This is a genomic window from Pseudomonas sp. KU43P, assembly GCF_033095865.1.
GTDB lineage: Bacteria > Pseudomonadota > Gammaproteobacteria > Pseudomonadales > Pseudomonadaceae > Aquipseudomonas.
Genome location: NZ_AP019365.1, coordinates 5,733,279 through 5,758,257, shown reverse-complemented (window position 1 = coordinate 5,758,257; position 24,979 = coordinate 5,733,279). Strand labels below are relative to the sequence as shown.

Here is a 24,979-nt window from a genome sequence, read left to right as displayed (position 1 = left end):
GATCAGGCCGGCTGTTCCACAGATGGCTTGGCCACCGAGCAAAGGCGGATCGAGTCGGCAAGGATCTCGATGGCCTTCGGCCTCGGGAAGCTGGCGCGCCAGGCGATGGCCACGGTACGGAACGGTGCTGGCGCGGTTAGCGGGCGTACTTCGATCACCCCCGGCGCGTAATGGTGGCTGTGCACTGCCGACAGCGGCAGGATCGATACGCCCAGGCCTGAGGCGACCATATGGCGGATGGTTTCCAGCGAGCTGGACTCGACCGTGGTGTGCTTGGCGCCGTCACCGCCCTTGTTCAGTGTCGGGCAAGCTTCCAGGACCTGGTCACGGAAGCAGTGACCCTCGCCGAGCAGCAGCAGGCTCTTGTCGTTGAGCATGGCGGTGTCGATGGTCTTTTTCGCCGTCCACGGGTGGTCGGCGGGCATCAGGGCACAGAACGGTTCGTCGTACAGCGGCAGGGTCAGCACGTCGGCTTCGTTGAACGGCAGGGCGATGATCACCGCGTCCAGTTCGCCGTTGCGCAGTTTTTCGCGCAGCACGTGGGTGAAGTTTTCTTCGATATACAGCGGCATCTGCGGCGCCACGCGGTGTAGCTGCGGGATCAAGTGCGGGAACAGGTAGGGGCCGACGGTGTAGATGGCACCGACCTTCAGCGGGGCGGTCAGCTGGTTCTTGCCGGCCTGGGCCAGTTCGCGGATGCCCTGGGCCTGCTCGAGGACCTTCTGCGCCTGGGCGACGATGCTCTCGCCGACCGGAGTCAGGCGTACCGCGCTCTTGCTGCGCTCGAAGATCAGCACACCAAGCTCGTCCTCAAGCTTTTTCACGCCCACCGACAAGGTCGGCTGGCTGACATGGCAGCGTTCGGCGGCGTGGCCGAAATGCTGCTCTTGGGCGAGGGTGACGATGTAGCGAAGTTCTGTGAGGGTCATAACGTGCGTCCATGAAGTTGCGGGCCCAGCATAGCGGCTGCAATCGATAGACGCACGTTATCAGACTTGCTGATTTGTGACAGAAACAAAAGTATCAGCGACGGTCCAGCGAGTAGACGAACGGCGCCACGACTTCGATCGTGCCATTGTTCAGCAGCTCCGGTGGTGGTTTCGGCACCGTGCCGGCACGGCGGATCATCTCCAGGGTCGCTCGGTCCAGCGCTGCGCTGCCGGAACCGCCTGCCATCGAGTACGAAACCACTTTGCCTTCGGCGTCGACCACGAAACGCAGCCGGTTGATGCCTTGCAGGCCGCGACGGCGCGCGTCTTCCGGGTAGCGCTTGTACTTCGCCAGGTGGCGCAGCAGGTCGCTCTGCCAGGTCGGCAACGCTTGGCTGTTGGAGGCAATGCTTGGTGCCGGTGCCGCCGACTTCTGCGGGGGCGTGTTGCTCGGCGGCGTGTCCGCTACCTCTTCTTTGGCCGGTGGCTCATCCTTCGGCGGCTCAGGCTTTTTCTCAGGCTTGGGCGGCTGGGGCTTTGGCTTCGGCTTTGGCGGCTTGGCGATGGCGATTTTTGGTTTCGGCGCCTCGACCAGCTTGGGCAGCGGCGGTTCTTCGACCGGTGCCGGCGGCTGTGGGGCGGCCTTGGGGGGTGGTGGCGGTGCGGGCTCGGGCAGCGGTGCGAGTTCGACCATCATGGCTGCAGGGGGCAGCTCGATGGCCTGGGGCACCGACCAGTTGAGCGTCAGCAGCACAGCGACTACGTGCACGCCCAGCACGATCGCCAGGCTGCCGCCGTAGCGCGCCATGTTTGAGCGCGTTTTCGTCATTTCTTGGCTGCCGTCTCGAGACCTACCAGACCGACCTTGAGGTAGCCGGCCGCGCGCATGTTGTTCATCACTTCCATCAGGTCACCGTAATCCACGCCCTTGTCGGCCTGGAAGAAGATGGTGGTTTCCTTGTCGCCCTTGGTCTTGGCATCGAGCATCGCGCCAAGCTGTTCGGGGGCAGGTACCTGATCGTCGCCGACGTACAGCTTCTGATCGGCCTTGACGCTGACGAACACCGGTTTCTCGGGCCTCGGTGCCGGTTTGGCAGTCGAGGCCGGCAGGTCGACCTTGATGTCGACCGTGGCCAGGGGAGCGGCAACCATGAAGATGATCAGCAGTACCAGCATCACGTCGATGAACGGCGTGACGTTGATTTCGTGGTTTTCGGCGAGGTCGTCGCCACCTTCGTTGAGATGCAGGCCCATGGCTTACCCCACTTTCACCATGTGCGGGGCAGCGCGCTCGCCACCCTGGTGGTCCAGGTCACGGCTGACCAGCAGCAGTACCTGTGCCGAGGCGTCGGAAACCTGCGCCTTGTAACCGGCGATGGAGCGGGCGAAGACGTTGTAGATGACCACGGCCGGGATCGCGGCAACCAGGCCCAGGGCGGTGGCCAGCAGGGCTTCAGCAATACCTGGGGCAACCACGGCCAGGTTGGTGGTCTGGGTTTTGGCAATGCCGATGAAGCTGTTCATGATGCCCCATACGGTACCGAAAAGACCGACGAACGGTGCAGTGGAGCCGATGGTGGCCAGCACGCCGGTGCCGCTGCTCATGTTACGGCCGCTGGCGTGCACCAGGCGCTCCAGGCGGAAGCTGACGCGCTCTTTGATGCCTTCTTTCTCGCGTGCATTGGCCGACAGGCGCATTTCCTCGAGGGCGTCGTGGACCAGGGTGTGGGCCAGGGTGCCTTCTTTGTTGGAGACGTCGCTGGCCTCCTTGAGGCTGGCCGACTTCTTCAGCAGGGCGATCTCGCCGCGCAGGCGTCGCTTGGCGCCCAGCAGCTCGAAGCCTTTGGCGATCCAGATGGTCCAGGTGATGATCGAGGCGATGGCCAGGCCGATCATCACGGCCTTCACCACCACGTCGGCGTTCTTGTACATGCCCCATGGCGAAAGGTCGTGGGCCATGCCCAGGGACGTGTCCTCAACCAGCGCTTCGGTAGTCGGATCTACCGCTGCCGGCACAACGGCCTGAGCGTCGGCTGCAGGTGCCTGGCCTTCGGTGGCCGGGGCAGCTGGCGCGGCGGCGGCGGCTGGCGCGTTGGCAGCGGTGGTTGGCTCATCGGCCATGGCCACCGGGGCCAGCATCAGGCTGAACATCAGCGCGGCGATGGCGCGCCAGGCGCGCGACGGGGTTGGCGAAGCGGAAGGTTGAGTACGTGTCATGCTGGCCGGACCTGATGAAGAAAAATGTGAACGTTCTCCAAGGCCTCGAGATAGGCCGAGAACAGATAGGGGTGCCATTATTGCAAGTAATTCTTGTTAACAAAAGTAATCATGTTGCTTTTTTCAACCATGGTCTAGCCGCTCATCGCGTAATCCATATAGTCTGATCCTTTGGGAAAAGGACTATTTCGATGTCAGACCTTTCCGCTGTGATTGTGGGTTGTGGTGATGTAGGCAGTCGCCTGGCCAAGCAACTGCTGGCCTCTGGCTGGGCAGTGAGCGGCCTGCGGCGTTCGGTCGAGCACCTTCCGCAAGGCGTTTCACCCATAGCCGCCGATCTGTCGGATGCGCGCATGCCCCAGGCCTGGCCACAGCATTCGCCGGATTACCTGGTGTATTGCGTAGCGGCCAGCCAGCACGACGAGGCGGGTTATCAAGCGGCCTATGTCGACGGTTTGCGCCATGTACTGGCGTGGCTGGCGGCGCGTGGCCAGCGCCCGCGGCGCTTGCTGTTCGTCTCCAGCAGCAGCGTGTTCGCGCAAAAGGACGGGGAGTTGATCGACGAGACGGCGGCCACCGAGCCGCAGGGCTATTCCGGGCGAGTGATGCTTGAAGCCGAGCGGCTGGCGCTGGGCAGTGGCATCCCGGCCAGTGTCGTGCGTTTGACCGGGATCTATGGGCCCGGTCGCGAGTGGTTGTTGAGCCAGGTGCGCCAAGGTTATCGCGTGGCGCAAGAGCCGCCGCTATATGGCAACCGCATTCATGCTGAAGATGCCGCAAGCCTGCTGGCCTTCCTGCTGCGGGCGGATGCCGATGGCGTAGCGCTGGACGATTGCTATATCGGAGTCGATGACGACCCAGCGCCGCTGGCCGATGTGGTGGCGTGGTTGCGGGCGTACATGGGCGTTACCGAATGGTCGGATGAGCAACGCGTGCGGCGTACTGGCAGCAAGCGCTGCAGCAATGCACGGGTGCGGGCGTTGGGGTGGGAGCCCGCGTATCCGAGCTACAAAGAGGGGTATGCGGCGATCTTGCAGGGCAATGGTTGAGGCTGACGGCCCTATCGCCGGCAAGCCGGCTCCCACAGGTACACCACAGCCCTCAAGGGCTGCGCGAATCTTGTGGGAGCCGACTTGCCGGCGATAGGGCCTTTGAAGTCAGTCGCGCTCTAGCACCCACTGACGTTTACCTGCCGCCAACTGCGGCATCTCATCCGGCTGCGCACTGTTTACCGCCTGGAATATTTCCAGCTTGTCACCCTCACGCTTGAAGATGAACGGCGCGCCACGCTGGTTGCGTTCCAGCCACAGGCTGTCGTTGCTACCGCCCATGCTGGCGCAGTCGCCGGCCAGGCACAGGGCATAGCGGTCCGGGCCCGGGAGGCCGGTCACGTTGCCGTTGTCGGTGAAGTGCACCACGCCACCGGTGCCCTGGCCTTCGATGATCTTCCATTCACCGCCCAGGTACGCCTGGTAAAGCGCTTTCTCGAAGCTGCCACCTAGAGGCGCATTGCCGGGTTGCTTGGCGCGCTCGAACGTCTGCTCGGCCCCCGAGGCGTCGGTGGTTTTCAGCTCGTCGCCATCCAGCGCCAGCTGTTCGGTCTGGCCACCCTGGAAGCTGGCCTGCCACTGCTTGTCGTTGGCGGTCAGCTGGCCGTCGGCGGCTTCGAAGCCGTTGCTGTAACTGGCCTGCTGGTTGGCCACATCGAGCTTCCACTCGAAGACCGGGCCATGTTCGTTCAGGGCCTGACGCAGGTTGCCACCTTTGACGGCGGCCTCGATGGCGGCCTGGTTGATCCAGGTGCCGTTGAAATCTTCGGGTTTGTGGCTGGCGCAGCCGCTCAGAAGCAGAGCTGCCAGCGCGAGGGGCAGTGCTTGACGCATGATGGGGTAACCTTGAACTGGAAGGTGACGGGCAGGGCGCCCGTCACCAGCGGCATCACTCGATGACCAGGATGGCGTCCATTTCGACCTGGGCGCCTTTGGGCAGCGCGGCAACGCCAATGGCGGCGCGGGCTGGGTAGGGCTGCTCGAAGTAACGGCCCATGATCTCGTTGACCTTGGCGAAGTGGCTCAGGTCGGTGAGGAAGATGTTCAGCTTGACGATGTCCTTGAAGGAGCCGCCAGCGGCTTCGGCAACGGACTTGAGGTTCTCGAACACCTGCACGGTCTGGGCTTCGAAGCCTTCGACCAGTTCCATGGTTTTCGGGTCCAGTGGGATCTGGCCCGACATGTACACGGTATTGCCGGCCTTGATCGCTTGCGAGTAGGTACCGATGGCGGCAGGGGCCTTGTCGCTGTTGATGACGGTCTTGCTCATGATGACTCCTTGCGGTTGGCGGACTACGTACGCATGCGGGTGATGCGAACCACGCCGGTCAGCGTACGCAGCTTCTTGATCACACGAGCCAGGTGCACGCGGTCGTGCACGCTGACCACCAGTTGGACAACGCTGATACGGCCGTCGCGTTCGTCCATGCTGATCTTCTCGATGTTGCCGTCGGCGGCATTGACACTGCTGGCCAGCAGGGCGATCAGGCCGCGCTGGTGCTCGAGCTCGACACGCAGCTCGACGTTGAATTCGCCGGTGATGTCCTTGGCCCAGGAGAGTTGCACGCACTTCTCCGGGTTATGGCGGATTTCACTGATGTTGCGGCAGTTCTCCAGGTGCACGACCATGCCCTTGCCCGCCGACAGGTGGCCGACGATCGGGTCGCCCGGGATCGGCGTACAGCACTTGGCATAGCTCAGCACCAGGCCTTCGGTGCCGCGAATCGCCAGCGGGCCTTCCGGCGCCGGTAGCGGTTCGCCTTCTGCCGACAGCAGGCGGCGGGCGACCACGTAGGCCATGCGGTTGCCCAGGCCGATGTCTTCGAGCAGGTCTTCGATCAGTTCCAGGCGGTATTCCGCCAGGATGCCCTGGATGCGTTCCTGCGGGATCTGTTCCAGGCTGCTGTCGAAACCGGTCAGCACCTTGTTCAGCAGGCGCTCGCCCAGGCTGATCGACTCGGAACGGCGCTGCTGCTTGAGCGCGTGGCGTATGTGCGTGCGCGCCTTGCCGGTGACCACGAAGTTGAGCCAGGCAGGGTTGGGCCGTGCGCCGGGGGCACTGACGATTTCCACCGTGGAACCACTCTGCAACGGCTCCGACAGGGGTGCCAGGCGCCGGTTGATACGGCAGGCAATGCAGCTGTTGCCGACGTCGGTGTGCACCGCGTAGGCAAAGTCGACAGCGGTGGAGCCTTTGGGCAGCTCCATGATCCGCCCTTTAGGGGTGAACACGTAGACCTCGTCCGGAAACAGGTCGATCTTCACGCTCTCGATGAATTCCAGCGAGTTGCCGGCACGCTGCTGCAGCTCGAGGATGCCCTTGACCCATTGGCGGGCGCGGGCATGGCTGCCCTTGGGCTGCTCATCGTCGTTGGACTTGTACAGCCAGTGCGCGGCGATGCCGTTGTTGGCCATCTCTTCCATTTCGCGGGTGCGAATCTGGATCTCGATGGGTACCCCATGCATGCCGAACAGAGTGGTGTGCAGCGACTGGTAGCCGTTGGCCTTGGGGATTGCGATGTAATCCTTGAAGCGCCCGGGCAGCGGCTTGTACAGGTTGTGCACGGCGCCGAGCACGCGGTAGCAGGTGTCGACCTTGTCGACGATGATGCGGAAGGCATATACGTCCATGATCTCGTTGAAGGCGCGGCGCTTGCCACGCATCTTCTTGTAGATGCCATAGAGGTGTTTCTGCCGGCCGCTGACCTCGCCCTGGATGCCATCGGCTGCCAGGCAGTTGGCCAGCGAATGTTCGATCTTTGCGACGATTTCCTTGCGGTTGCCGCGCGCGCTCTTGACCGCCCGGTGGATCAGCGACGAGCGCATCGGGTGCATGGCCTTGAAGCCGAGGTCCTCGAATTCCACGCGCACGGTGTGCATGCCCAGGCGGTTGGCGATGGGGGCGTAGATTTCCAGGGTTTCCTTGGCGATGCGCCGGCGTTTCTCGCCCGACAGCACTTCCAGTGTGCGCATGTTGTGCAGGCGGTCAGCCAGCTTGACCAGGATCACGCGGATATCGCGGGCCATGGCCATGGCCATCTTCTGGAAGTTTTCGGCTTGCGCCTCGGCCTTGGTCTCGAAGTTCATCTGGGTCAGCTTGCTGACCCCGTCGACCAGTTCGGCCACCGTCTCGCCAAACTGCTGGCTGAGGGCTTCCTTGGCGATGCCGGTGTCTTCGATCACGTCGTGCAGCATGGCTGCCATCAAGCTCTGATGGTCCATGTGCATGTCGGCGAGGATGCTGGCCACGGCCAGCGGATGGGTCACGTAGGGCTCGCCGCTGCGGCGGCGTTGCCCATCGTGCGCCTGTTCGGCGTAGAAGTAGGCCCGGCGAACCAGGTTGACCTGTTCGGGGCCCAGATAGGTCGACAGCCGTTCGGCTAAGGCTTCTATGCCCGGCATGATTTCACCTCTTGCCGAGGAAGAGGGCCTTGTGCCGCGCGACGTCGACCAGGCATGGATCAGACAGCCTCGTTGGACTCGTCCTCGAACGCGGCGAAGACCGGATCCTCGGTGACGATCTCTTCGGCGGCGATGAACTCAGGGGTGACGATACCTTCGGCGATCTCGCGCAGGGCGACCACGGTTGGTTTGTCGTTTTCCCACGCTACGCGCGGCTCTTTGCCGCCGGTAGCCAGCTGACGGGCGCGCTTGGTCGAGAGCATGACCAGCTCAAAACGGTTATCCACGTGTTCCAGGCAGTCTTCAACAGTTACGCGGGCCATGGTCTTCCTCAGTAGCAAATGCGGTAGGCGTGCAGCCCAAGATGGGCAGGCGGACTCGATAGTTTAAAAAATCACCAGCCAATAGGGAAGCGCTGTTTTACCCGATGGACCTGCGGTGGCTGCATCGCTGGCAAGCCAGCTTCCACCGTTGCCGAGAACACCGCCCTCCCTGTGGGAGCCGGCTTGCCGGCGAAAGGGCCGGAACAGACGGCTCGGCTACATGAGCTTGACGATACCCTCAGAGCATTGCGTCTCGCAACCGCGGTGTCAGTTCCTCGAACAATGTCTGCACCGAGCGCAATGCCCGACAATCCGGCCGCGTCAGCAACCACAACTGGGTGTCGCAACCGGGCAGTGGCCCGCTCAGCGCGTCGACACCTGGCAGTGCATCCACCATGTAGTCGGGCAGTGCCGCCACGCCCAGCCCGGTGCTTACAAGCTGGGCGATGGTCGACATGCTGCTGCATTGATAACGCGGGCTGAGCCCAGGGTACTGCTGGTTGCGCCAGACCACCGTGGGGTGATCCTGCATCGAGTCATCCGGTGCGATCCACGGCACACTGCCAGCCGCCTCGGTGAGGCGCTCGCGCCACTGAGGCTGGCCGCAGATCACATAAGATGTGGAGCCCAGGCAGCGTCCGACCAGATGCTCCGGCGGCGTATTGGTCAGCCGCAAGGCGATGTCGGCATCGCGCCGGCTGAGGTTGGCGAAGGTATTGGAGGTGCCCATCTCCAGCGACAGCGCCGGGTAGTTCGGCATGAAGTCCGCCAGTGCCGGCAGCAGTAGGCTGTGCATCACGGCTTCGGTACAAGTCAGGCGCACGGTGCCGCTGACCACCTGCTCACCGCTGCTCATGGCGATGCGCGCAGCATCCAGCGCTTGCTCGGCGCGTTCGGCCTGCTCGGCAAGGGCCTGCGCGGTATCGGTTGGCAGGTAGCCTTTGCGGCTCTTGACGAAGAGTGCGGTACCCAGCGCCGATTCGAGGCGACGGATCGAACGGAACACCGTGGAAACGTCGACTTTCAGCAGCTCGGCGGCTTTGGCCAGCGAGCGGCCGCGTTCCAGAGCCAGGACCAGGGAGAGGTCGGCGTGGGTTATCTGATATTGCATTGATGCACGCTCTGCTTGCTGAATTGCCAATGTCTGTTGCGTTGAGGCCATTTTATAGTGGAACCGCCCCTGGGAATCAATGCGCCCGGTCGGGTAATCAATCCCCACGATGGGAAAGTGAAAAGAACAACAGCTGCAACCATCGTCGCCCGTGTGGCGCCAGCCGTATCCCCACATCGCCGCAGCACATCAAAGGATGTACACCATGACGTCGGTCACCCCGTGCGCCAGTTCTTCCAGCGAGATGAAAGACTTCCTCCAGGCCCATCCGGACACTCAGTACGTCGATCTGCTGATCTCCGACATGAATGGCGTGGTACGTGGCAAGCGCATCGAGCGGGCCAGCCTGCACAAGGTGTACGAGAAAGGTATCAACCTGCCGGCGTCGCTGTTCGCCCTGGACATCAACGGTTCGACGGTCGAGAGCACCGGGCTGGGCCTGGACATCGGCGATGCCGACCGTATCTGCTTCCCGATCCCTGGCACGCTGTCCGACGAGCCGTGGCAGAAGCGCCCGACCGCCCAGTTGCTGATGACCATGCACGAACTGGACGGCGCGCCGTTCTTCGCCGACCCGCGTGAAGTACTGCGCCAGGTGGTGAGCAAGTTCGACGACCTGGGCCTGGACATCTGCGCCGCGTTCGAGCTGGAGTTCTACCTGATCGACCAGGACAACCTCAACGGACGCCCGCAGCCGCCGCGTTCGCCGATCTCCGGCAAACGCCCGCAGTCGACCCAGGTCTACCTCATCGACGACCTCGACGAATATGCCGACTGCCTGCAGGACATGCTGGAAGCGGCCAAGGAGCAAGGCCTGCCGGCCGATGCCATCGTCAAGGAAAGCGCCCCGGCGCAGTTCGAAGTCAACCTGCACCACGTGGCCGACCCACTCAAGGCCTGCGACTACGCGATCCTGCTCAAGCGGTTGATCAAGAACGTCGCCTACGACCATGAAATGGACACCACCTTCATGGCCAAGCCGTATCCGGGCCAGGCAGGCAACGGCCTGCACGTGCATATCTCGCTGCTGGACAAGAAAACCGGCAAGAACATCTTCACCAGCGAAGACCCGCTGCAGAGCGATGCCCTGCGCCACGCTATTGGCGGTGTGCTGGAAACCATGCCGGCGTCGATGGCCTTCCTCTGCCCGAACATCAACTCCTACCGCCGTTTCGGCGCGCAGTTCTACGTGCCCAATGCGCCGAGCTGGGGCTTGGACAACCGCACGGTGGCGGTTCGCGTGCCGACCGACAGCAGCGAGAACGTGCGCATCGAACACCGCGTAGCCGGCGCCGATGCCAACCCGTACCTGATGCTTGCGGCCATCCTCGCCGGCATTCACCACGGCCTGACCAGCAAGGTCGAGCCGGGAGCGCCGATCGAAGGCAACTCCTACGAGCAGTTGGAGCAAAGCCTGCCAAACAACCTGCGTGATGCCCTGCGCGCGCTGGACGACAGCGAAGTGCTCAACCAGTACATCAGCCCCGACTACATCGATATCTTCGTGGCTTGCAAGGAAAGCGAGCTGGCCGAGTTCGAAGTGTCGATCTCCGACCTTGAGTACAACTGGTACCTGCACACGGTGTAAGCCCATGAGCGCAAATGCGGTCCCCTTGATCGGTGTCAGCGCCTGCCGCCAGCAGGTTGGGAAGAACTCGTCGCACACCGTGGGCGACAAGTACGTAGAGGCGGCGGGCTTTGCCGGGCTGCCGCTGATTCTGCCGGCGCGCGATGGGGGCAGCGACACCCAGGCGCTGTTGGCTCGGCTCGATGGCATTCTTTTTACCGGCTCGCCTTCAAATGTCGAGCCGCATCATTACAATGGCGCCCCCAGCGCGGAAGGCACCCGGCACGACCTAGCGCGTGATCGGCTGACCTTGCCGTTGCTGCAGGCTGCGATTGCTGCCGGCGTGCCGGTATTCTGCATTTGCCGTGGCTTCCAGGAACTGAACGTGGCCCTGGGCGGCAGCCTGCACCAACGCGTGCAGGAGCTGCCGGGCTACCTGGATCACCGCGAACCTGAGGATGCACCCCTGGAGGTGCAATACGGCCCTCGTCACCCTGTCAGCGTTGCACCTGGCGGGGTGTTCGAGCGCCTGGGCCTGGCCGCGCAGTTCGAGGTCAATTCGCTGCACAGCCAGGGCATCGATCGCCTGGCCCCCGGCCTGCGGGTCGAGGCACGGGCGCCCGATGGCCTGATCGAAGCGGTGTCGATGCCTGACGCGCCGGGCTTCGTGCTCGGGGTGCAGTGGCACCCGGAATGGCGTTATGCCGAAAACCCGGTCTCGCGGACACTTTTCCAGGCGTTCCGCGAGGCTTGCATTGCCCACGCTGCACGGTAGGGAACATTACCCGAAGGTCTGGGATGACCAACTCCGACTCGCAAGCTTTCAATGAGTGAAAGCGCCTTGCTTGCAAGGCCTGTGACAACAATTCCAATAGTTACGGCATTTTCTCATGAGCAATTACACAGAAGCCGGCCGCCCACCCGACGCGGCCGACTTGGGCAGCACTCAACGCAGCAAAGGCCTGGCCAAAGGCCGTCTTGGCCTGTTGGCCAGCGTGGTGCTGGGCATTTCCACCATTGCCCCGGTCTATACCCTGACCGGCGCCCTCGGCCCCACCGTGCGGGAGGTCGGTGCTCACCTTCCAGCCGTGTTCATCGTTGGTTTCCTGCCCATGCTGCTGGTCGCCCTCGGCTATCGTGAGCTGAACGCGGCAGAGCCTGACAGCGGTACTTCCTTTACTTGGTCTGCCCGCGCCTTCGGCCCGATGATCGGCTGGATCGGGGGGTGGGGGCTGGTCGTTGCCACCACCATCGTGCTGTCCAACCTGGCGGGCGTCGCCGTCGATTTCTTCTACCTGTTCCTTGGCCAGATCACCGGCAAGCATGAATTGGCGGGCCTGGCGGACAACCTGTTGATCAACATCACCACCTGTTGCGTGTTCATCGCCCTGGCGGTGTGGATCTGCTGCAGGGGCATGACTACCACCATGACCGTGCAGTACGGATTGGTTGCCTTGCAGCTGCTGGTGTTGATCGGCTTCGCCTTCGCTGCGTTCGGTGGCACCACCGCGCCACCACCGCTGGAATTCGACTTTGCCTGGTTCAACCCGTTCGGGGTCGAGTCGTTCTCGGCCTTTGCCGCTGGCCTGTCGCTGTCGATCTTCATCTTCTGGGGCTGGGACGTGTGCCTGACCGTCAGCGAAGAGTCGATCGGCAGTGACGAAGTGCCTGGCAAGGCGGCAACCTGGACGGTGCTGCTGATCCTCGGCTTGTACCTGCTCACCGCCATTGCCACCCTGCAGTTCGCCGGGATCAGCGAGTTCGGCCTGGGCCTGAACAATCCGCGCATCCAGGAGAACGTCTTCGCCCACCTTGCCGGTCCGGTGATGGGGCCACTGGCGATCCTGATGTCGGTTGCCGTGCTGGCGAGCACCGCCGCTTCGCTGCAGTCGACCTTCGTGTCGCCAGCGCGCACCTTGCTGGCCATGGGTTACTACGGCGCCGTGCCACAGCGTTTCGCCACGGTCTGCCCGCGCTCGCAAACCCCGCGCTACGCGACCATCTGCGCAGGCATTGCCGCGGGCCTGTTCTACGTGACCATGCGCACCCTGAGCGAGAACGTGCTGGCTGACACGATCACTGCGCTGGGGATGATGATCTGCTTCTACTATTCGCTGACGGCGTTTGCCTGCGTCTGGTACTTCCGCGACAGCCTGTTCTCCAGCCTGCGCCACTTCTTCATGCGGGGCCTGTGCCCGCTGGTGGGTGGGGTGATTCTTTCGGTGATCTTCGTGCGCACGGCGATCGACAGTGCCTCGCCGGACTTTGGCAGCGGCTCGCACGTGGGTGGGGTGGGCCTGGTGTTCGTGATTGCGGCGATCATCTCGGCACTGGGTATCGTGCTGATGATGCTGTCGCGGATGCGTGCGCCGGCTTACTTCCTGGGGGCTACCCTGCGTCAGCAGGCGACCTTGCAGCTGCAGGAATAATTAAGGGGCCGCTTGGCGGCCCAATCGCCGGCAAGCCAGCTCCTACAGATCCTGTGGGAGCCGGCTTGCCGGCGATTGGGCTGCGAAGCAGCCCCTCTCGGTCTATCAGGAAAGCAGTTCTTTCAGCAGCGCCCCGTGCCGTGCCTGCTGCTGCTTCAGCAGCAACCGGTTGGCCACGAACACCGCCTTCAACTCTTCCAGCGCCACGTCGAAGTCATCATTGATGATGACGTAGTCATACTCGTCGTAGTGCACCATCTCGCTGACCGCTTCCTTCATGCGCCCGGCAATGATTTCTTCACTGTCCTGGCCGCGGCCGTCCAGACGCTGACGCAGTGCTTGCTGGCTCGGCGGCAGGATGAACACCGACAGCGCCTCGGGCATCAACTTGCGCACCTGCTGTGCACCTTGCCAGTCGATCTCCAGGATCAAGTCAAAGCCCTGGTCGAGGGTCTGCTGCAGTGCGCTGCGCGAGGTGCCGTAGAAGTTGCCGAACACTTCGGCGTGTTCGAGGAAGTCACCCTGCTCGATCAGTGCCTTGAATGCTTCGTGCACCACGAAGTGGTAGTTGACCCCGTGCTGCTCGCCCGGGCGCATGGCGCGCGTTGTGTGCGAAACCGACACGCGGATCTGCTGGTCGTCCTTGGTCAGGGCGGTGACCAGGCTGGTCTTGCCAGCACCCGACGGTGCCGAAACGATATAGAGGGTGCCGCTGCTGTGGTTCATGGTGGGGGTGGCCTTACTCGATGTTCTGTACTTGTTCACGCATCTGTTCGATCAGCACCTTCAGATTGACCGCCGCTTGCGTGCTGCGTGGGTCGAAGGCTTTGGAACCCAGGGTGTTGGCTTCGCGGTTGAGCTCCTGCATCAGAAAGTCCAGGCGTCGGCCGGCGGCACCGCCGGACTTGAGCACCCGGCGTACCTCGTTGACGTGGGTGCTGAGGCGATCAAGCTCTTCGGCGACGTCGCTCTTCTGCGCCAGCAGCACCATCTCCTGCTCCAGGCGCTGAGGGTCGAGTTCGGCCTTCAGGTCGCCGAAGCGATCGATGATCTTCTGTCGTTGCGCGGCGAGCATCTGCGGCACCAGCGCGCGCAGGGTGGTCACTTCGCTGGCCATGTTGTCGAGGCGCTCATTGATCAGTCGGGCCAGTTCCTGGCCTTCGCGAAGGCGCCCGGCCTTGAGTTCGGCCAGTGCCTCGTCGAACAGCGCCACGGCCTCGGCATTCAGTGCCTGCGGGTCGTTGGCGTCGGCCACCAGCACACCAGGCCAGGACAGCACTTCCAGCGGATTGAGCGGCGCTGGCTGCTTGATCAGGCCGGCTACTTCTTCGGCGGCGGCAACCAGCTGCGCGGCGCGCTCGCGGTCGACCTTGAGTGGCTTGCCATTGCTGTCTTCGTGAAGGCGCAGGGTGCATTCGACCTTGCCGCGCGACAGGCCCTGGCGCAGGCCTTCACGCACGGCACCTTCCAGGTCGCGCAAGGCGTCCGGCAGGCGCAGGTGGGGTTCCAGGTAGCGGTGGTTGACCGAGCGCAGTTCCCAGACCAGGGTGCCTTGGCTGCCTGCGCGCTCGACACGAGCAAAAGCGGTCATGCTGTGCACCATGGGAAGTACCTCGCGTAGATGGGGTGAACGGGGAAGCCTTTCGGCTGCAAGGCGCAGGATTGTAGCGCAGTGAGGCTTCGGCGCCCAATCCGCCCATGTTACAGAGGCGGGGTGAAAAGGTGGGAAAAGGTGACAGGCTGTCCGGGGCGCGACAATAGGCGTGTCCTCGCCGGGCGGCGGGCTCTATAATGCTGGCAGATTCAAAGTCCCGGTACAGGTATCCCAGATGAAACGTCCAAGTGGTCGCGCCGCCGATCAGCTCCGCTCGATCCGCATCACCCGCAACTACACCAAGCACGCCGAGGGGTCGGTACTGGTCGAGTTTGGCGACACCAAGGTCGTCTGCACGGTCAGCGTCGAGAATGGTGTTCCCCGCTTCCTCAAAGGCCAGGGCCAAGGCTGGCTGACTGCCGAATACGGCATGCTGCCGCGCTCCACTGGCGAGCGTAACCAGCGCGAAGCCAGCCGTGGCAAACAGGGTGGCCGTACCCTGGAAATCCAGCGCCTGATCGGCCGCTCACTGCGCGCCGCACTCGATATGAACAAGCTGGGTGACATCACCCTGTACATCGACTGCGACGTGATCCAGGCCGATGGCGGTACCCGCACTGCCTCGATCACCGGTGCCATGGTCGCCCTGTGCGACGCCTTGGCGGTGATCAAGAAGCGTGGCGGCCTGAAGGCCGGCAACCCGCTCAAGCACATGATTGCCGCAGTATCGGTGGGCATGTACCAGGGCGAAGCGGTGCTCGATCTGGACTACCTCGAAGACTCCGCTGCCGAGACCGACCTGAACGTGGTCATGACCAGCGCCGGTGGTTTCATCGAAGTTCAGGGCACTGCCGAGGGCAAGCCGTTCCAGCCTGAAGACTTCAACGCCATGCTGGCGCTGGCGCAAAAAGGCATGGACGAGCTCTTCGAGCTGCAGAAGGCCGCGCTGGCCGACTAAAGCCAAACAGGGAGGTGCGGGGCATGAGCGATCCTCAACTGTCGGTCACCCCGCCCAATGCCGATGTGCGGCAATGGGCGATGTTCTGTCACCTCAGCGCGCTACTTGGCCTGGTGGTGCCCCTCGGGCATCTGCTGGGCCCGCTGGTGCTGTGGCACCTCAAGCGCGAGCAAGATCCTTTCATCGATGCCCAGGGCAAAGAGGCGCTGAACTTTCAGATCAGCGTGACCGTTGCCGGGTTCGTCTGTTTTTTGCTGATGTTCGTGTTCATCGGGCTGGTGCTGTTCGCCATGCTGATGGTGGCGGTGCTGATTCTGATCGTCATTGCGGCGGTCAGGGCCAATGAAGGGCAGCCTTATCGGTACCCCTTGATCTGGCGGCCGATCAAGTAATTTTCTGTGTCCCCAATCGCCGGCAAGCCGGCTCCCACAGGTACTCCACTGGCCTTGAGGCCTGCGCTTTACTTGTGGGAGCCGGCTTGCCGGCGATTGGGCTGCAAAGCAGCCCCAGGGGTTCAGATGGTCAACGTCCAGTCATAGTCGACGATCAGCGGCGCATGCTGGGAGAAGCGCGGCTGACGCGGCAGGCGAGCGTTGCGCACGAAGCGGCGCAGGCCTGGGGTAAGGATCTGGTAGTCGAACCGGTAGCCCAGGTTGAGCATCTCGGCCTGTTCGTTGTCCGGCCACCAGCTGTACTGGTCGCCTTCGCGGCTGACTTCGCGCAGGGCATCCACATAACCCATGTCGCCCGTGATCGCATCCATCCAGGCACGCTCTGGCGGCAGGAAGCCCGGGGACTGCTGGCTGTCGCGCCAGTTCTTGATGTCGAGCTTCTGCTGCGCCACGTAGAACGAGCCGCAATAGATGTATTCGCGACGCTTGCGACGCTGTTTGTCCAGGTACTTGGCGAAGTCGTCCATCAACTTGAATTTCTGGTTCAAGTCTTCGTCGCCGTTCATGCCCGAAGGCAGCAGCAGGCTGGCAATACTGACTTTGTCGAAATCTGCTTGCAGATAACGCCCGTAGCGGTCGGCTGTCTCGAAGCCCAGGCCGGTGATGACTGCCTTGGGTTGCATGCGCGAGTAAAGTGCCACGCCACCTTGGGCGGGTACCTCCGCATCGCAGGCATAAAGGAAATAGCCATCGAGCTGGAAAGCTGGGTCGTCGAGTTCAAAGGCCGAGGCGCGGGTATCCTGAAGGCAGATGACGTCGGCATTCTGGGCTTGCAGCCAGCTGAGCAATCCTCGCTCGGCCGCAGCCTGAATGCCATTCACGTTCACACTGATGATCCGCATAAATGGCCCCAAAAATCTCGTGCGTGTATGATACCCGAGCTCAACCCATTTAGCTAAATCCGTGGTGTCCGGGACTTTCCATGCAGCCGTATCAGCGCGACTTCATTCGTTTTGCCATCGATCGCGGGGTTCTGCGGTTCGGTGAGTTCACTTTGAAATCGGGGCGTACCAGCCCGTATTTCTTCAATGCCGGCCTGTTCAACACCGGCTCCGCCCTGGCGCAGCTGGGTCGTTGCTATGCGGCGGCCATCGTCGACAGCAAGATCCCGTTCGATGTGCTGTTCGGCCCGGCCTACAAGGGTATCCCCTTGGCGGCGGCCACCGCCGTGGCCCTGGCAGAGCAGCATCAGCTCGACGTGCCGTGGTGCTTCAACCGCAAAGAGGCCAAGGACCACGGCGAAGGCGGTAGCCTGGTCGGCGCGCCGTTGGCCGGTGATGTATTGATCATCGATGACGTGATCACTGCTGGTACCGCCATCCGCGAGGTCATGCAGATCATCAACGCCCAGCAGGCCAAGGCCGCTGGCGTGCTGATCGCGCTGAACCGCGAAGAGCGCGGCAATGGCGAGCTGTCTGCGATCCAGGAAGTGGAACGTGACTTCGGTATTCCGGTGGTCAGCATCGTTTCGCTGACCCAGGTGCTGGAGTTCCTGGCCGATGATCCTCAGCTCAAGCAGCATCTGCCGGCTGTGGAGGCGTACCGGGCGCAGTACGGGATCTGATCCTGGCCTGGTAAACAAGAAAGGCGACCTTTGCGGGTCGCCTTTCTTGTTTGTGTTGCCTTTACCGGCCCTGTCGCCGCCAAGCCGGCTCCCACAGGGTTCGGTGCGATCCTCGTGGGAGCCGGCTTGCCGGCGATAGGGCCAGTGCAGACGGATCAGTGACGCTTGCGATTGGTAATCAGGGTGCCCACACCGCTGTCGGTGAAGATCTCCAGCAGCACGGCATTCGGCACACGGCCGTCGATGATGTGCGAGCTGTTGACGCCACCCTGGACCGCTTCCAGCGCGCACTTGATCTTCGGCAGCATGCCGCCGTAGATGGTACCGTCGGCGATCAGTTCGTTGACCTGCTCGGTGGTCAGGCCGGTCAGCACCTGGCCCTGCTTGTCCATCAGGCCGGCGATGTTGGTCAGTAGCATCAGTTTCTCGGCTTTCAGCGCTTCGGCCACCTTGCCGGCCACCAGGTCGGCATTGATGTTGTACGACTCACCGTTGGCACCCACACCGATAGGCGCGATCACCGGGATGAAGTCGCCCTTCACCAGCATGTTCAGCAGGTCGGTGTTGACGCTGACCACTTCGCCGACATGGCCGATGTCGATGATTTCCGGCTGGGTCATCTCCGGCGTCTGGCGGCTCACGGTGAGCTTGCGGGCGCGGATCAGCTCCGCGTCCTTGCCGGTCAGGCCGATGGCGCTACCGCCGTGGCGGTTGATCAGGTTGACGATGTCCTTGTTGACCTGGCCGCCGAGGACCATTTCAACAACGTCCATGGTCGCCGCGTCGGTGACGCGCATGCCGTCGATGAAGTGGCTTTCGATCGACAGGCGCTTGAGCAGGTCGCCGATCTGCGGGCCGCCGCCGTGCACGACCACCGGGTTGATGCCCACGGCCTTCATCAGCACGATGTCCCGGGCAAAGCCGGTCTTGAGCTCTTCGCTCTCCATCGCGTTGCCGCCGTACTTGATCACCAGGGTCTTGCCGACAAAGCGGCGGATGTAAGGCAGTGCTTCGGACAAAACCTCGGCTACATGGGAAGCGGCATCGCGATCGAGGGTCATGCAGGGCTCCTGTCAGGAACAGATAATCGGTCAGAACGGCAGTTGCAGCTCAGGGGCAACCCGCAGCAACTGGGCGCGGAAAACATCCTTGATACGTTGCAATTCATCGTCGCTTTCGGCCTCGAAGCGCAGCACCAGCACCGGCGTGGTGTTGGAGGCGCGAACCAGACCCCAGCCTTGGGCATAGTCGACCCGCACACCGTCAATGGTGGTCAGGCTCGCTTCGCCCCAGTCAGCGTCGCGTTGCAGTGCATCAATGATGCTGAATTTACCCTCGTCGGTCACATCAATATTGATTTCCGGCGTGGAAATATCGTTCGGGAACGCAGCGAACAGGCTTTCGGCATCCTGGCCGGCCTTGCTGAGAATCTCCAGCAGACGCGCAGCGCTGTAGATGCCGTCGTCGAAACCGTACCAGCGCTCCTTGATGAAGATGTGCCCGCTCATCTCGCCAGCCAGCAGCGAACCGGTCTGCTTCATCTTCTTCTTGATCAGCGAATGGCCGGTTTTCCACATCAGTGCGCGGCCACCGTGCTGCTCGATCAGTGGGGTCAGGCGGCGGGTGCATTTGACGTCGAAGATGATCTCGGCTCCCGGGTTGCGCGACAGCACATCCTGGGCGAACAGCATCAGCAGGCGATCGGGGTAGACGATGTTGCCGGTGTTGGTCACCACGCCCACACGGTCGCCGTCGCCATCGAAGGCCAGGCCGATGTCAGCATTGGTTTCCTTGACCTTGGCGATCAGGTCTTCGAGGTTTTCCGGCTTGCCCGGGTCCGGGTGGTGGTTGGGGAAGTTGCCATCCACTTCGCAGAACAGTGGAATCACCTCACAGCCCAGGGCTTCGATCAGTTGCGGGGCGATAACGCCCGCAGCACCGTTGCCGCAGTCCACCACCACCTTGAGCTTCTTGGCCAGCTTCACGTCAGCGACGATCTGCTGATAGTAGGGCTCGAGGATCTCGACCTTCTGCACGCTGCCTTCGGCACGGGTCAGGTCGTTGGTTTTCAGGCGGGTCAGCAGGGCCTGGATCTGCTCGTTGGCCAGGGTATCGCCGGCGATGACGATCTTGAAGCCGTTGTAGTCCGACGGGTTGTGGCTACCGGTGAGCATCACTCCGGACTTGCCGGCCAGCACGTTGGCAGCGAAGTACAGCGCCGGGGTCGGTACCAGACCGACGTCGCTGACCTGGCAGCCGGCTTCGACCAGGCCCTTGATCAGCTGCTCGACCAGCATCGGGCCGGACAGGCGACCGTCGCGGCCAACCGAGATCTGCGGTTCGCCCTGGGCGAGGGTCTGGGCGCCGATGGCGCGGCCGATCCAGTAGGCGGTTTCGGCGTGCAGGGTTTTGCCGACCACGCCGCGGATGTCATAGGCGCGGAAAATGCTGTCAGGCAGTGCGGGGACCAGGTGGGCCATGTCGTTCATCTCTGGAAGCTCCATTAGTCAAAGGCTTTCTGGGCAGGCGCAAACTGAACGCTTGGACGGTGGTTTCGTCAGAGAGTTCGCCATCCTTGGCCCGAACGGTCGTCAGTTGGCTCAGTGGCTGCCGGAATGGCCAAAGCCACCGGTGCCGCGCTGGCTTTCGTCGAACTGCTCGACGATGTCGAAATGCGCTTGCACCACCGGCACCAGCACCAGTTGCGCGATGCGCTCGCCGATGGCGATGGTGAATGGCGTGTTGCCGCGGTTCCAGCACGACACCATCAGCTCGCCCTGGTAGTCCGAGTCGATCAGGCCGACCAGGTTGCCCAGCACGATGCCGTGCTTATGGCCCAGGCCGGAGCGCGGCAGAATCATTGCCGCCAGGCCCGGGTCGCCGATGTAGATCGACAGGCCGGTGGGAATCAGCAGGGTCTGGCCAGGCTCGAGGACGGTGTCTTCCTTGAGCAGGGCGCGCAGGTCCAGGCCGGCAGAGCCGGGAGTGGCGTATTGCGGCAGGGGGAATTCGGTGCCCAGGCGTGGGTCGAGAATCTTGGCTTGAAGAGCGTGCATGTAACTTATTGAACCTGATTGAGCCGTTCGGCGATGAAGGCGACCAGTTGCCGGGCGATTTTGCCCTTGCTGGTCTGCGCGAAGAGGGTCTGGTGCTGCTGGCGGTCGATCACGGTCAGGGCGTTTTCCTCGCTGTTGAAGCCGATGCTGGGGTTGGCCACATCATTGGCGACGATCAGGTCGAGGTTCTTGTCCTTGAGCTTGCGCGTGGCGTAATCGAGCAAGTGTTCGGTTTCGGCGGCGAAGCCGACGCTGAACGGGCGGTCGTCACGGCCAGCGATGGTCGCAAGGATATCGGGATTACGCACCATCTGCAGCAGCATGCCGTCGCCGGTCGTAGGATCCTTCTTGAGCTTCTGCGTGGCGACGACCTCTGGGCGGTAGTCCGCGACTGCCGCCGATGCGATGAAAAGGTCGCACGGCATGGCTGCTTCACAGGCCGCGAGCATGTCCCGCGCGCTAACCACGTCTATTCGCGTGACCCGGTCGGGTGTCGGCAGGTGCACAGGGCCGGTGACGAGGGTTACCCGAGCCCCGGCTTCGGCAGCCGCTTCGGCCAGGGCGAAGCCCATCTTCCCGGAGCTATGATTGGTGATGTAGCGCACCGGGTCGATGTTTTCCTGGGTCGGGCCTGCGGTGATCAGCACGTGCTTGCCGGTCAGCGCCTGGCGCTGGAAGCTTTCCGCCGCGCACCAGGCCAGGTCGGTGGCTTCGAGCATGCGGCCCAAGCCCACATCGCCGCAGGCCTGGCTGCCGGAGGCCGGGCCGAACACCTGGATGCCACGGTTCTTGAGCAGTTCCAGGTTGGCCTGGGTGGCCGGATCACGCCACATGGCCTGGTTCATGGCCGGGGCCACGGCCACGGTTGCGTCGGTGGCCAGTACCAGGGTGGTCAGCAGGTCATCTGCCATACCCTGGGCCATGCGCGCCATGAGGTCGGCGGTAGCGGGGGCGATGAGCACCAGGTCGGCCCACTTGGCCAGTTCGATATGGCCCATGGCCGCTTCGGCGGCGGGGTCGAGCAGATCCATGTGCACCGGGTGGCCGGACAGCGCCTGCAGGGTCAGCGGGGTGATGAACTCAGCACCGCCGCGGGTCATGACGACGCGCACCTGCGCGCCGTGCTCCAGGAGTCGGCGGATCAGCTCGGCGCTCTTGTAGGCGGCAATGCCACCCCCTACGCCGAGAACGATGCGCTTGCGATACAGCCGCTGCATAGGCTTGCCTTTTTCCAGTGAGAGCGGGCGGCGACGAAAAAACTGCCTGCGGCAGAACGTCGCATGTACGAGGCGAAATAGATTAACACAGGGCCGAAACGTGCCGTAGTGGGGCCAAAGGAGCAAGGATGAATATCAGGAAATGGCCGGCGGATGAACGGCCCCGGGAGAAGCTGCTGACACGTGGTGCAGCCGTGTTGTCGGATGCCGAGCTGCTCGCGGTATTGCTAGGTTCAGGTGTTGCCGGGCGCAACGTGCTGGACCTGGCGCGTGGTCTGTTGGTGAGTTTTGGTGGGCTCAGACAGTTTCTCGAGGCTGATCGCCAAGCCGTTTTGCGCGAGCCTGGCCTGGGGCCGGTGAAGTACGCCCAGCTGCAGGCGCTGCTGGAAATCGGCCGGCGTTATCTGGATGAGAGCATCGAGCGTACCCCGGCTCTGGAGAGCCCTGTGGCAGTGCGGCGTTATCTCAAGGCCATGCTGCGCCACGAGGCCAGCGAAGTGTTCGGCTGCCTGTTCCTGGATAGCAAGCACCGGCCGCTGGCCTTCGAAATCCTGTTCAGGGGGACGATCGACCGGGCCAGCATCTACCCCCGAGAAGTGGTGCGCCGTGCGCTGACGCATAACGCAGCGGCCTTGATCCTGTGTCACAACCATCCTTCGGGTAACAGCGAGCCAAGCCAGGATGATGTGCACATGACGCTCTCATTGAAGCGGGCGTTGGGGCTGATCGATGTGCGGGTGCTCGATCACATCATCGTCGGCGACGGTGAGCCCCTGTCGATGGTCGAACAGGGGTGGATCGTGGCCTAGTGCTGTGCTGTCGGTACCGGCCCAATCGCCGGCAAGCCGGCTCCCACAGGTATGCCAGTGGGGAACCTGTGGGAGCCGGCTTGCCGGCGATTGGCCGGGCCTGCAGACGTGGATTCAGCGGTTGACCGAGACCTTGCTGAAGTCCAGCCGCCCGAACGGGCTCACCTGATACCCCTCGACCTCTTGGCGAAGCAGGGTCGCCGCCGTCGGATGCGCCAGCGGCACCCACAGCGCCTGCTGCTGGATCAGGGTCTGTGCCTGCTGATACAACCGGCTGCGCACGCTCTGGTCGTTGGTGGTGCGTCCGGCACTGATCAGCTGATCCAACCGGCTGTCGCAGAAGCGTGCGAAGTTGGTCCCCGATTTGACCGCCGCGCAGGAAAATTGCGGGCTGAGAAAGTTGTCCGGGTCGCCGTTGTCGCCTGCCCAGCCCATGAACAGCAGGTCATGCTCGCCCGCCTTGGCGCGGCGGATCAGTTCGCCCCACTCGATCACGCGGATCTCGGCCTTGATGCCGATCTTGCCAAGGTCAGCCTGCAACATCTGGGCGCCGAGGCTCGGGTTGGGGTTGAGCAGGCTGCCCGAAGGGCGGGTCCAGATCGTGGTGCTGAAGCCGTCGGCCAAACCGGCCTTGGCCAACAGCGCCTTGGCTTTGTTCACGTCCAACTGATAGCCGGGCAGGTCCTTGGCGTAGCTCCAGGTATTGGGCGGGTAGGGACCGTTGGCTGCGGTGGCCGTGTCTTCGAATACGGCCTTGAGATAGGCCTGCTTGTCGAAGGCCAGGTTGATGGCCTGGCGTACTTCGGGCTTGTCCAGCGGCGGGTGTTCGCTGTTGATGGCGACGAACGCGGTCATGAATGCCGGGGTGGTGGCGACCTTGAGGTTGCCGTCCTTGCCTGCCTCGGCAATGTCCAGCGGCTTGGGCGACAGTGCCACCTGGCATTCGCCGCGCTTGAGCTTCTGCAGGCGCACATTGGCGTCCGTGGTAATGGCGAAGATCAGCGGGTCTACCGAGGGTTTGCCAGCGAAGTAGTCGGGGTTGGCGCGATAACGCACCACGGCATCTTTCTGGAAGCGCTGGAAGACGAACGGACCGGTGCCGATGGGCTGACTGTTGAGCTTCTCCGGGGTACCGGCCTTGAGCAGGTTGTCGGCGTATTCGGCGGAGTAGATCGAGGCGAAGCCCATGCTCAGGGTGGCGAGGAAGGTGGCATCGGCGTGGTTCAGGGTGAAGCGCACAGTGCTGGGCTCGGGCGCCTCGATCGACTTGATCAGGCTGCCCAGCTGCAGCGACTGGGCGTGGGGATAACCGCCCGGGGCCGTCTTGTGCCAGGCGTGAGCGGGGTAGAGCATGCGCTGGAAGCTGAACAGAACGTCGTCGGCGTTCAGCTCGCGGCTCGGCTTGAAATAAGGCGTGGTGTGGAACTTCACGCCGTCGCGCAGCTTGAAGTCGTAGACCAGGCCGTCGGCCGACACCGTCCAGCTCTGCGCCAGGCTCGGCACTACCTTGCCCTGGGCCGCGTCGAACTCGACCAGGCGATTCATCAGTACATCGGCCGAGGCATTGGTGGTGGTCAACGAGTTGTACTGGACCACGTCGAAGCCTTCAGGGCTGGCTTCGCTGCAAACGCTCAGCGGTGCAGCCTGGGCGAGGCCGGCGGCGAACAGAGAGGTGAACAATAAGGAAAGGGCGGCGGCACGCATCGTGACTCCTTGGCTGTCAGTGGCCCATCTGCCAGTGCAGTCTGGAAACGTCCTACCCTAGTGTGCGCTGTAGGAAATGGCCACCCTCTTTTTCAGTGGATCGGCGACGAGCGGTCGACAGTTCGCCGGGCTAGTCGCTATGCTGCTCGCGCGCCATTCGCAGCAACCAGATGCTCATCTTCTGTTGTTGTGGCGTAGTCTTTCTGGTATAAAGCAGCGCTCTTTTCTAGGGGCTCGGCCTGTCGCATCAGCGGATCCGGTCGATAAGACCTCCAGAATCACGGCGCCTGGCGCCAAAGACTGAGAGATTAAGCGGCCAACCCATGCCGGGTTGGGCATGTGGTTTTAGAGGGCTGAGTCATGTCGAGAGTCTGTCAAGTTACTGGTAAGGGTCCAGTAACCGGGAACAACATTTCCCACGCAAACAACAAAACCCGTCGTCGTTTCCTGCCGAACCTGCAACACCACCGTTTCTGGGTTGAGTCCGAGAAGCGTTTCGTGCGTCTGCGCGTTTCTGCCAAAGGCATGCGCGTCATTGACAAGCGTGGTATCGACGTAGTGCTGGCCGAGCTGCGTGCTCGCGGCGAAAAGTTCTAAG

At 62.9% G+C, this 24,979-nt stretch carries 25 protein-coding genes and 1 pseudogene; 9 read left to right on the top strand and 17 right to left on the bottom strand.

Annotated features, from left to right (window positions below):
- Positions 1–2 precede the first annotated feature (2 nt).
- From KU43P_RS26395 to exbB, 4 genes are all read right to left on the bottom strand, one after another.
- Positions 3–929: a hydrogen peroxide-inducible genes activator gene (locus KU43P_RS26395; protein WP_317660400.1), complete on the bottom strand. Its 927-nt coding sequence runs from the start codon at positions 927–929 to the stop codon at positions 3–5.
- A gap of 94 nt (positions 930–1,023) precedes the next feature.
- Positions 1,024–1,758, bottom strand: a complete 735-nt coding sequence (locus KU43P_RS26390) for an energy transducer TonB (protein WP_317660399.1) — start codon at positions 1,756–1,758, stop codon at positions 1,024–1,026.
- Positions 1,755–2,183: a TonB system transport protein ExbD gene (gene exbD / locus KU43P_RS26385; protein WP_016394020.1), complete on the bottom strand. Its 429-nt coding sequence runs from the start codon at positions 2,181–2,183 to the stop codon at positions 1,755–1,757. The genes KU43P_RS26390 and exbD overlap by 4 nt, the downstream gene beginning before the upstream one ends.
- Positions 2,184–2,186: 3 nt before the next feature.
- Entirely contained in the window at positions 2,187–3,146 is a 960-nt protein-coding gene (gene exbB, locus KU43P_RS26380) for a tonB-system energizer ExbB (protein ID WP_317660398.1), read from the bottom strand.
- A gap of 191 nt (positions 3,147–3,337) precedes the next feature.
- Between exbB and KU43P_RS26375 the strand changes: the two genes are divergently transcribed.
- Positions 3,338–4,195 (top strand): NAD-dependent epimerase/dehydratase family protein, encoded by an 858-nt coding sequence (locus tag KU43P_RS26375; RefSeq protein WP_317660397.1) that lies wholly within the window; start codon positions 3,338–3,340, stop codon positions 4,193–4,195.
- 108 nt (positions 4,196–4,303) lie between these two features.
- Here KU43P_RS26375 and KU43P_RS26370 read toward each other — a convergent pair whose 3' ends face one another.
- The 5 genes from KU43P_RS26370 to KU43P_RS26350 all read right to left on the bottom strand — a co-directional run bounded on the left by KU43P_RS26370 (position 4,304) and on the right by KU43P_RS26350 (position 9,031).
- Positions 4,304–5,029 (bottom strand): hypothetical protein, encoded by a 726-nt coding sequence (locus KU43P_RS26370; RefSeq protein ID WP_317660396.1) that lies wholly within the window; start codon positions 5,027–5,029, stop codon positions 4,304–4,306.
- Between the two features lie 55 nt (positions 5,030–5,084).
- Entirely contained in the window at positions 5,085–5,465 is a 381-nt protein-coding gene (locus tag KU43P_RS26365; RefSeq protein ID WP_186653034.1) for a RidA family protein, read from the bottom strand.
- Positions 5,466–5,488: 23 nt separating this feature from the next.
- Positions 5,489–7,597 (bottom strand): bifunctional GTP diphosphokinase/guanosine-3',5'-bis pyrophosphate 3'-pyrophosphohydrolase, encoded by a 2,109-nt coding sequence (spoT, locus tag KU43P_RS26360; RefSeq protein ID WP_317660395.1) that lies wholly within the window; start codon positions 7,595–7,597, stop codon positions 5,489–5,491.
- A gap of 59 nt (positions 7,598–7,656) precedes the next feature.
- Positions 7,657–7,920 (bottom strand): DNA-directed RNA polymerase subunit omega, encoded by a 264-nt coding sequence (rpoZ, locus tag KU43P_RS26355; protein ID WP_016394025.1) that lies wholly within the window; start codon positions 7,918–7,920, stop codon positions 7,657–7,659.
- 238 nt (positions 7,921–8,158) lie between these two features.
- On the bottom strand, positions 8,159–9,031 hold the full coding sequence (locus KU43P_RS26350; protein WP_317660394.1) for a LysR family transcriptional regulator: 873 nt from the start codon (positions 9,029–9,031) through the stop codon (positions 8,159–8,161).
- Between the two features lie 244 nt (positions 9,032–9,275).
- Between KU43P_RS26350 and KU43P_RS26345 the strand changes: the two genes are divergently transcribed.
- The 3 genes from KU43P_RS26345 (at position 9,276) to KU43P_RS26335 (ending at position 13,027) form a co-directional block, all read left to right on the top strand.
- Positions 9,276–10,619, top strand: a complete 1,344-nt coding sequence (locus KU43P_RS26345; RefSeq protein WP_411567272.1) for a glutamine synthetase family protein — start codon at positions 9,276–9,278, stop codon at positions 10,617–10,619.
- A gap of 4 nt (positions 10,620–10,623) precedes the next feature.
- On the top strand, positions 10,624–11,373 hold the full coding sequence (locus KU43P_RS26340) for a gamma-glutamyl-gamma-aminobutyrate hydrolase family protein (RefSeq protein ID WP_317660392.1): 750 nt from the start codon (positions 10,624–10,626) through the stop codon (positions 11,371–11,373).
- Positions 11,374–11,488: 115 nt separating this feature from the next.
- On the top strand, positions 11,489–13,027 hold the full coding sequence (locus KU43P_RS26335; protein ID WP_317660391.1) for an APC family permease: 1,539 nt from the start codon (positions 11,489–11,491) through the stop codon (positions 13,025–13,027).
- Positions 13,028–13,132: 105 nt separating this feature from the next.
- Here KU43P_RS26335 and gmk read toward each other — a convergent pair whose 3' ends face one another.
- Positions 13,133–13,753, bottom strand: a complete 621-nt coding sequence (gene gmk / locus KU43P_RS26330; RefSeq protein WP_317660390.1) for a guanylate kinase — start codon at positions 13,751–13,753, stop codon at positions 13,133–13,135.
- Between the two features lie 13 nt (positions 13,754–13,766).
- Positions 13,767–14,630 carry a YicC/YloC family endoribonuclease gene (locus KU43P_RS26325; RefSeq protein WP_317660389.1) on the bottom strand — a complete coding sequence of 288 codons (864 nt, stop codon included), beginning with the start codon at positions 14,628–14,630 and terminating at the stop codon, positions 13,767–13,769.
- Positions 14,631–14,856: 226 nt separating this feature from the next.
- Here KU43P_RS26325 and rph point away from each other — a divergent pair, with 226 nt between their 5' ends.
- Both rph and KU43P_RS26315 read left to right on the top strand, forming a co-directional pair.
- On the top strand, positions 14,857–15,579 hold the full coding sequence (gene rph / locus KU43P_RS26320) for a ribonuclease PH (protein WP_317660388.1): 723 nt from the start codon (positions 14,857–14,859) through the stop codon (positions 15,577–15,579).
- A 23-nt stretch (positions 15,580–15,602) separates the two neighbouring features.
- Positions 15,603–15,971 (top strand): DUF4870 domain-containing protein, encoded by a 369-nt coding sequence (locus tag KU43P_RS26315; protein ID WP_317660387.1) that lies wholly within the window; start codon positions 15,603–15,605, stop codon positions 15,969–15,971.
- Positions 15,972–16,093: 122 nt separating this feature from the next.
- Here the strand turns inward: KU43P_RS26315 and KU43P_RS26310 are convergent, their stop codons facing one another.
- Positions 16,094–16,873, bottom strand: coding sequence for an exodeoxyribonuclease III (locus KU43P_RS26310; RefSeq protein WP_008091582.1), 780 nt, complete (start codon positions 16,871–16,873; stop codon positions 16,094–16,096).
- Between the two features lie 80 nt (positions 16,874–16,953).
- On the opposite strand from KU43P_RS26310, the gene pyrE reads away from it, so the two are divergent.
- A complete protein-coding gene (gene pyrE / locus KU43P_RS26305) occupies positions 16,954–17,595 on the top strand; it encodes an orotate phosphoribosyltransferase (protein WP_011536401.1) in 642 nt (213 codons plus the stop codon).
- Between the two features lie 155 nt (positions 17,596–17,750).
- On the opposite strand, the gene argB is transcribed toward pyrE, so the two are convergent.
- From argB to coaBC, 4 genes and pseudogenes are all read right to left on the bottom strand, one after another.
- Complete coding sequence (gene argB, locus KU43P_RS26300; protein ID WP_274907928.1) at positions 17,751–18,656, bottom strand: acetylglutamate kinase; 906 nt, start codon at positions 18,654–18,656, stop codon at positions 17,751–17,753.
- 30 nt (positions 18,657–18,686) lie between these two features.
- Positions 18,687–20,060, bottom strand: a pseudogene (locus KU43P_RS26295) (phosphomannomutase/phosphoglucomutase); the annotation flags it as partial.
- Positions 20,061–20,195: 135 nt separating this feature from the next.
- Positions 20,196–20,651 carry a dUTP diphosphatase gene (gene dut, locus KU43P_RS26290; RefSeq protein WP_317660386.1) on the bottom strand — a complete coding sequence of 152 codons (456 nt, stop codon included), beginning with the start codon at positions 20,649–20,651 and terminating at the stop codon, positions 20,196–20,198.
- A gap of 5 nt (positions 20,652–20,656) precedes the next feature.
- A complete protein-coding gene (coaBC, locus tag KU43P_RS26285) occupies positions 20,657–21,868 on the bottom strand; it encodes a bifunctional phosphopantothenoylcysteine decarboxylase/phosphopantothenate--cysteine ligase CoaBC (RefSeq protein WP_317660385.1) in 1,212 nt (403 codons plus the stop codon).
- Positions 21,869–21,996: 128 nt separating this feature from the next.
- Between coaBC and radC the strand changes: the two genes are divergently transcribed.
- Positions 21,997–22,677, top strand: a complete 681-nt coding sequence (radC, locus tag KU43P_RS26280) for a RadC family protein (RefSeq protein ID WP_317660384.1) — start codon at positions 21,997–21,999, stop codon at positions 22,675–22,677.
- Positions 22,678–22,791: 114 nt separating this feature from the next.
- Here the strand turns inward: radC and KU43P_RS26275 are convergent, their stop codons facing one another.
- Entirely contained in the window at positions 22,792–24,381 is a 1,590-nt protein-coding gene (locus KU43P_RS26275) for an ABC transporter substrate-binding protein (protein ID WP_317660383.1), read from the bottom strand.
- 360 nt (positions 24,382–24,741) lie between these two features.
- Here KU43P_RS26275 and rpmB point away from each other — a divergent pair, with 360 nt between their 5' ends.
- Positions 24,742–24,978: a 50S ribosomal protein L28 gene (rpmB, locus tag KU43P_RS26270; RefSeq protein ID WP_003258972.1), complete on the top strand. Its 237-nt coding sequence runs from the start codon at positions 24,742–24,744 to the stop codon at positions 24,976–24,978.
- Position 24,979: the final 1 nt, after the last annotated feature.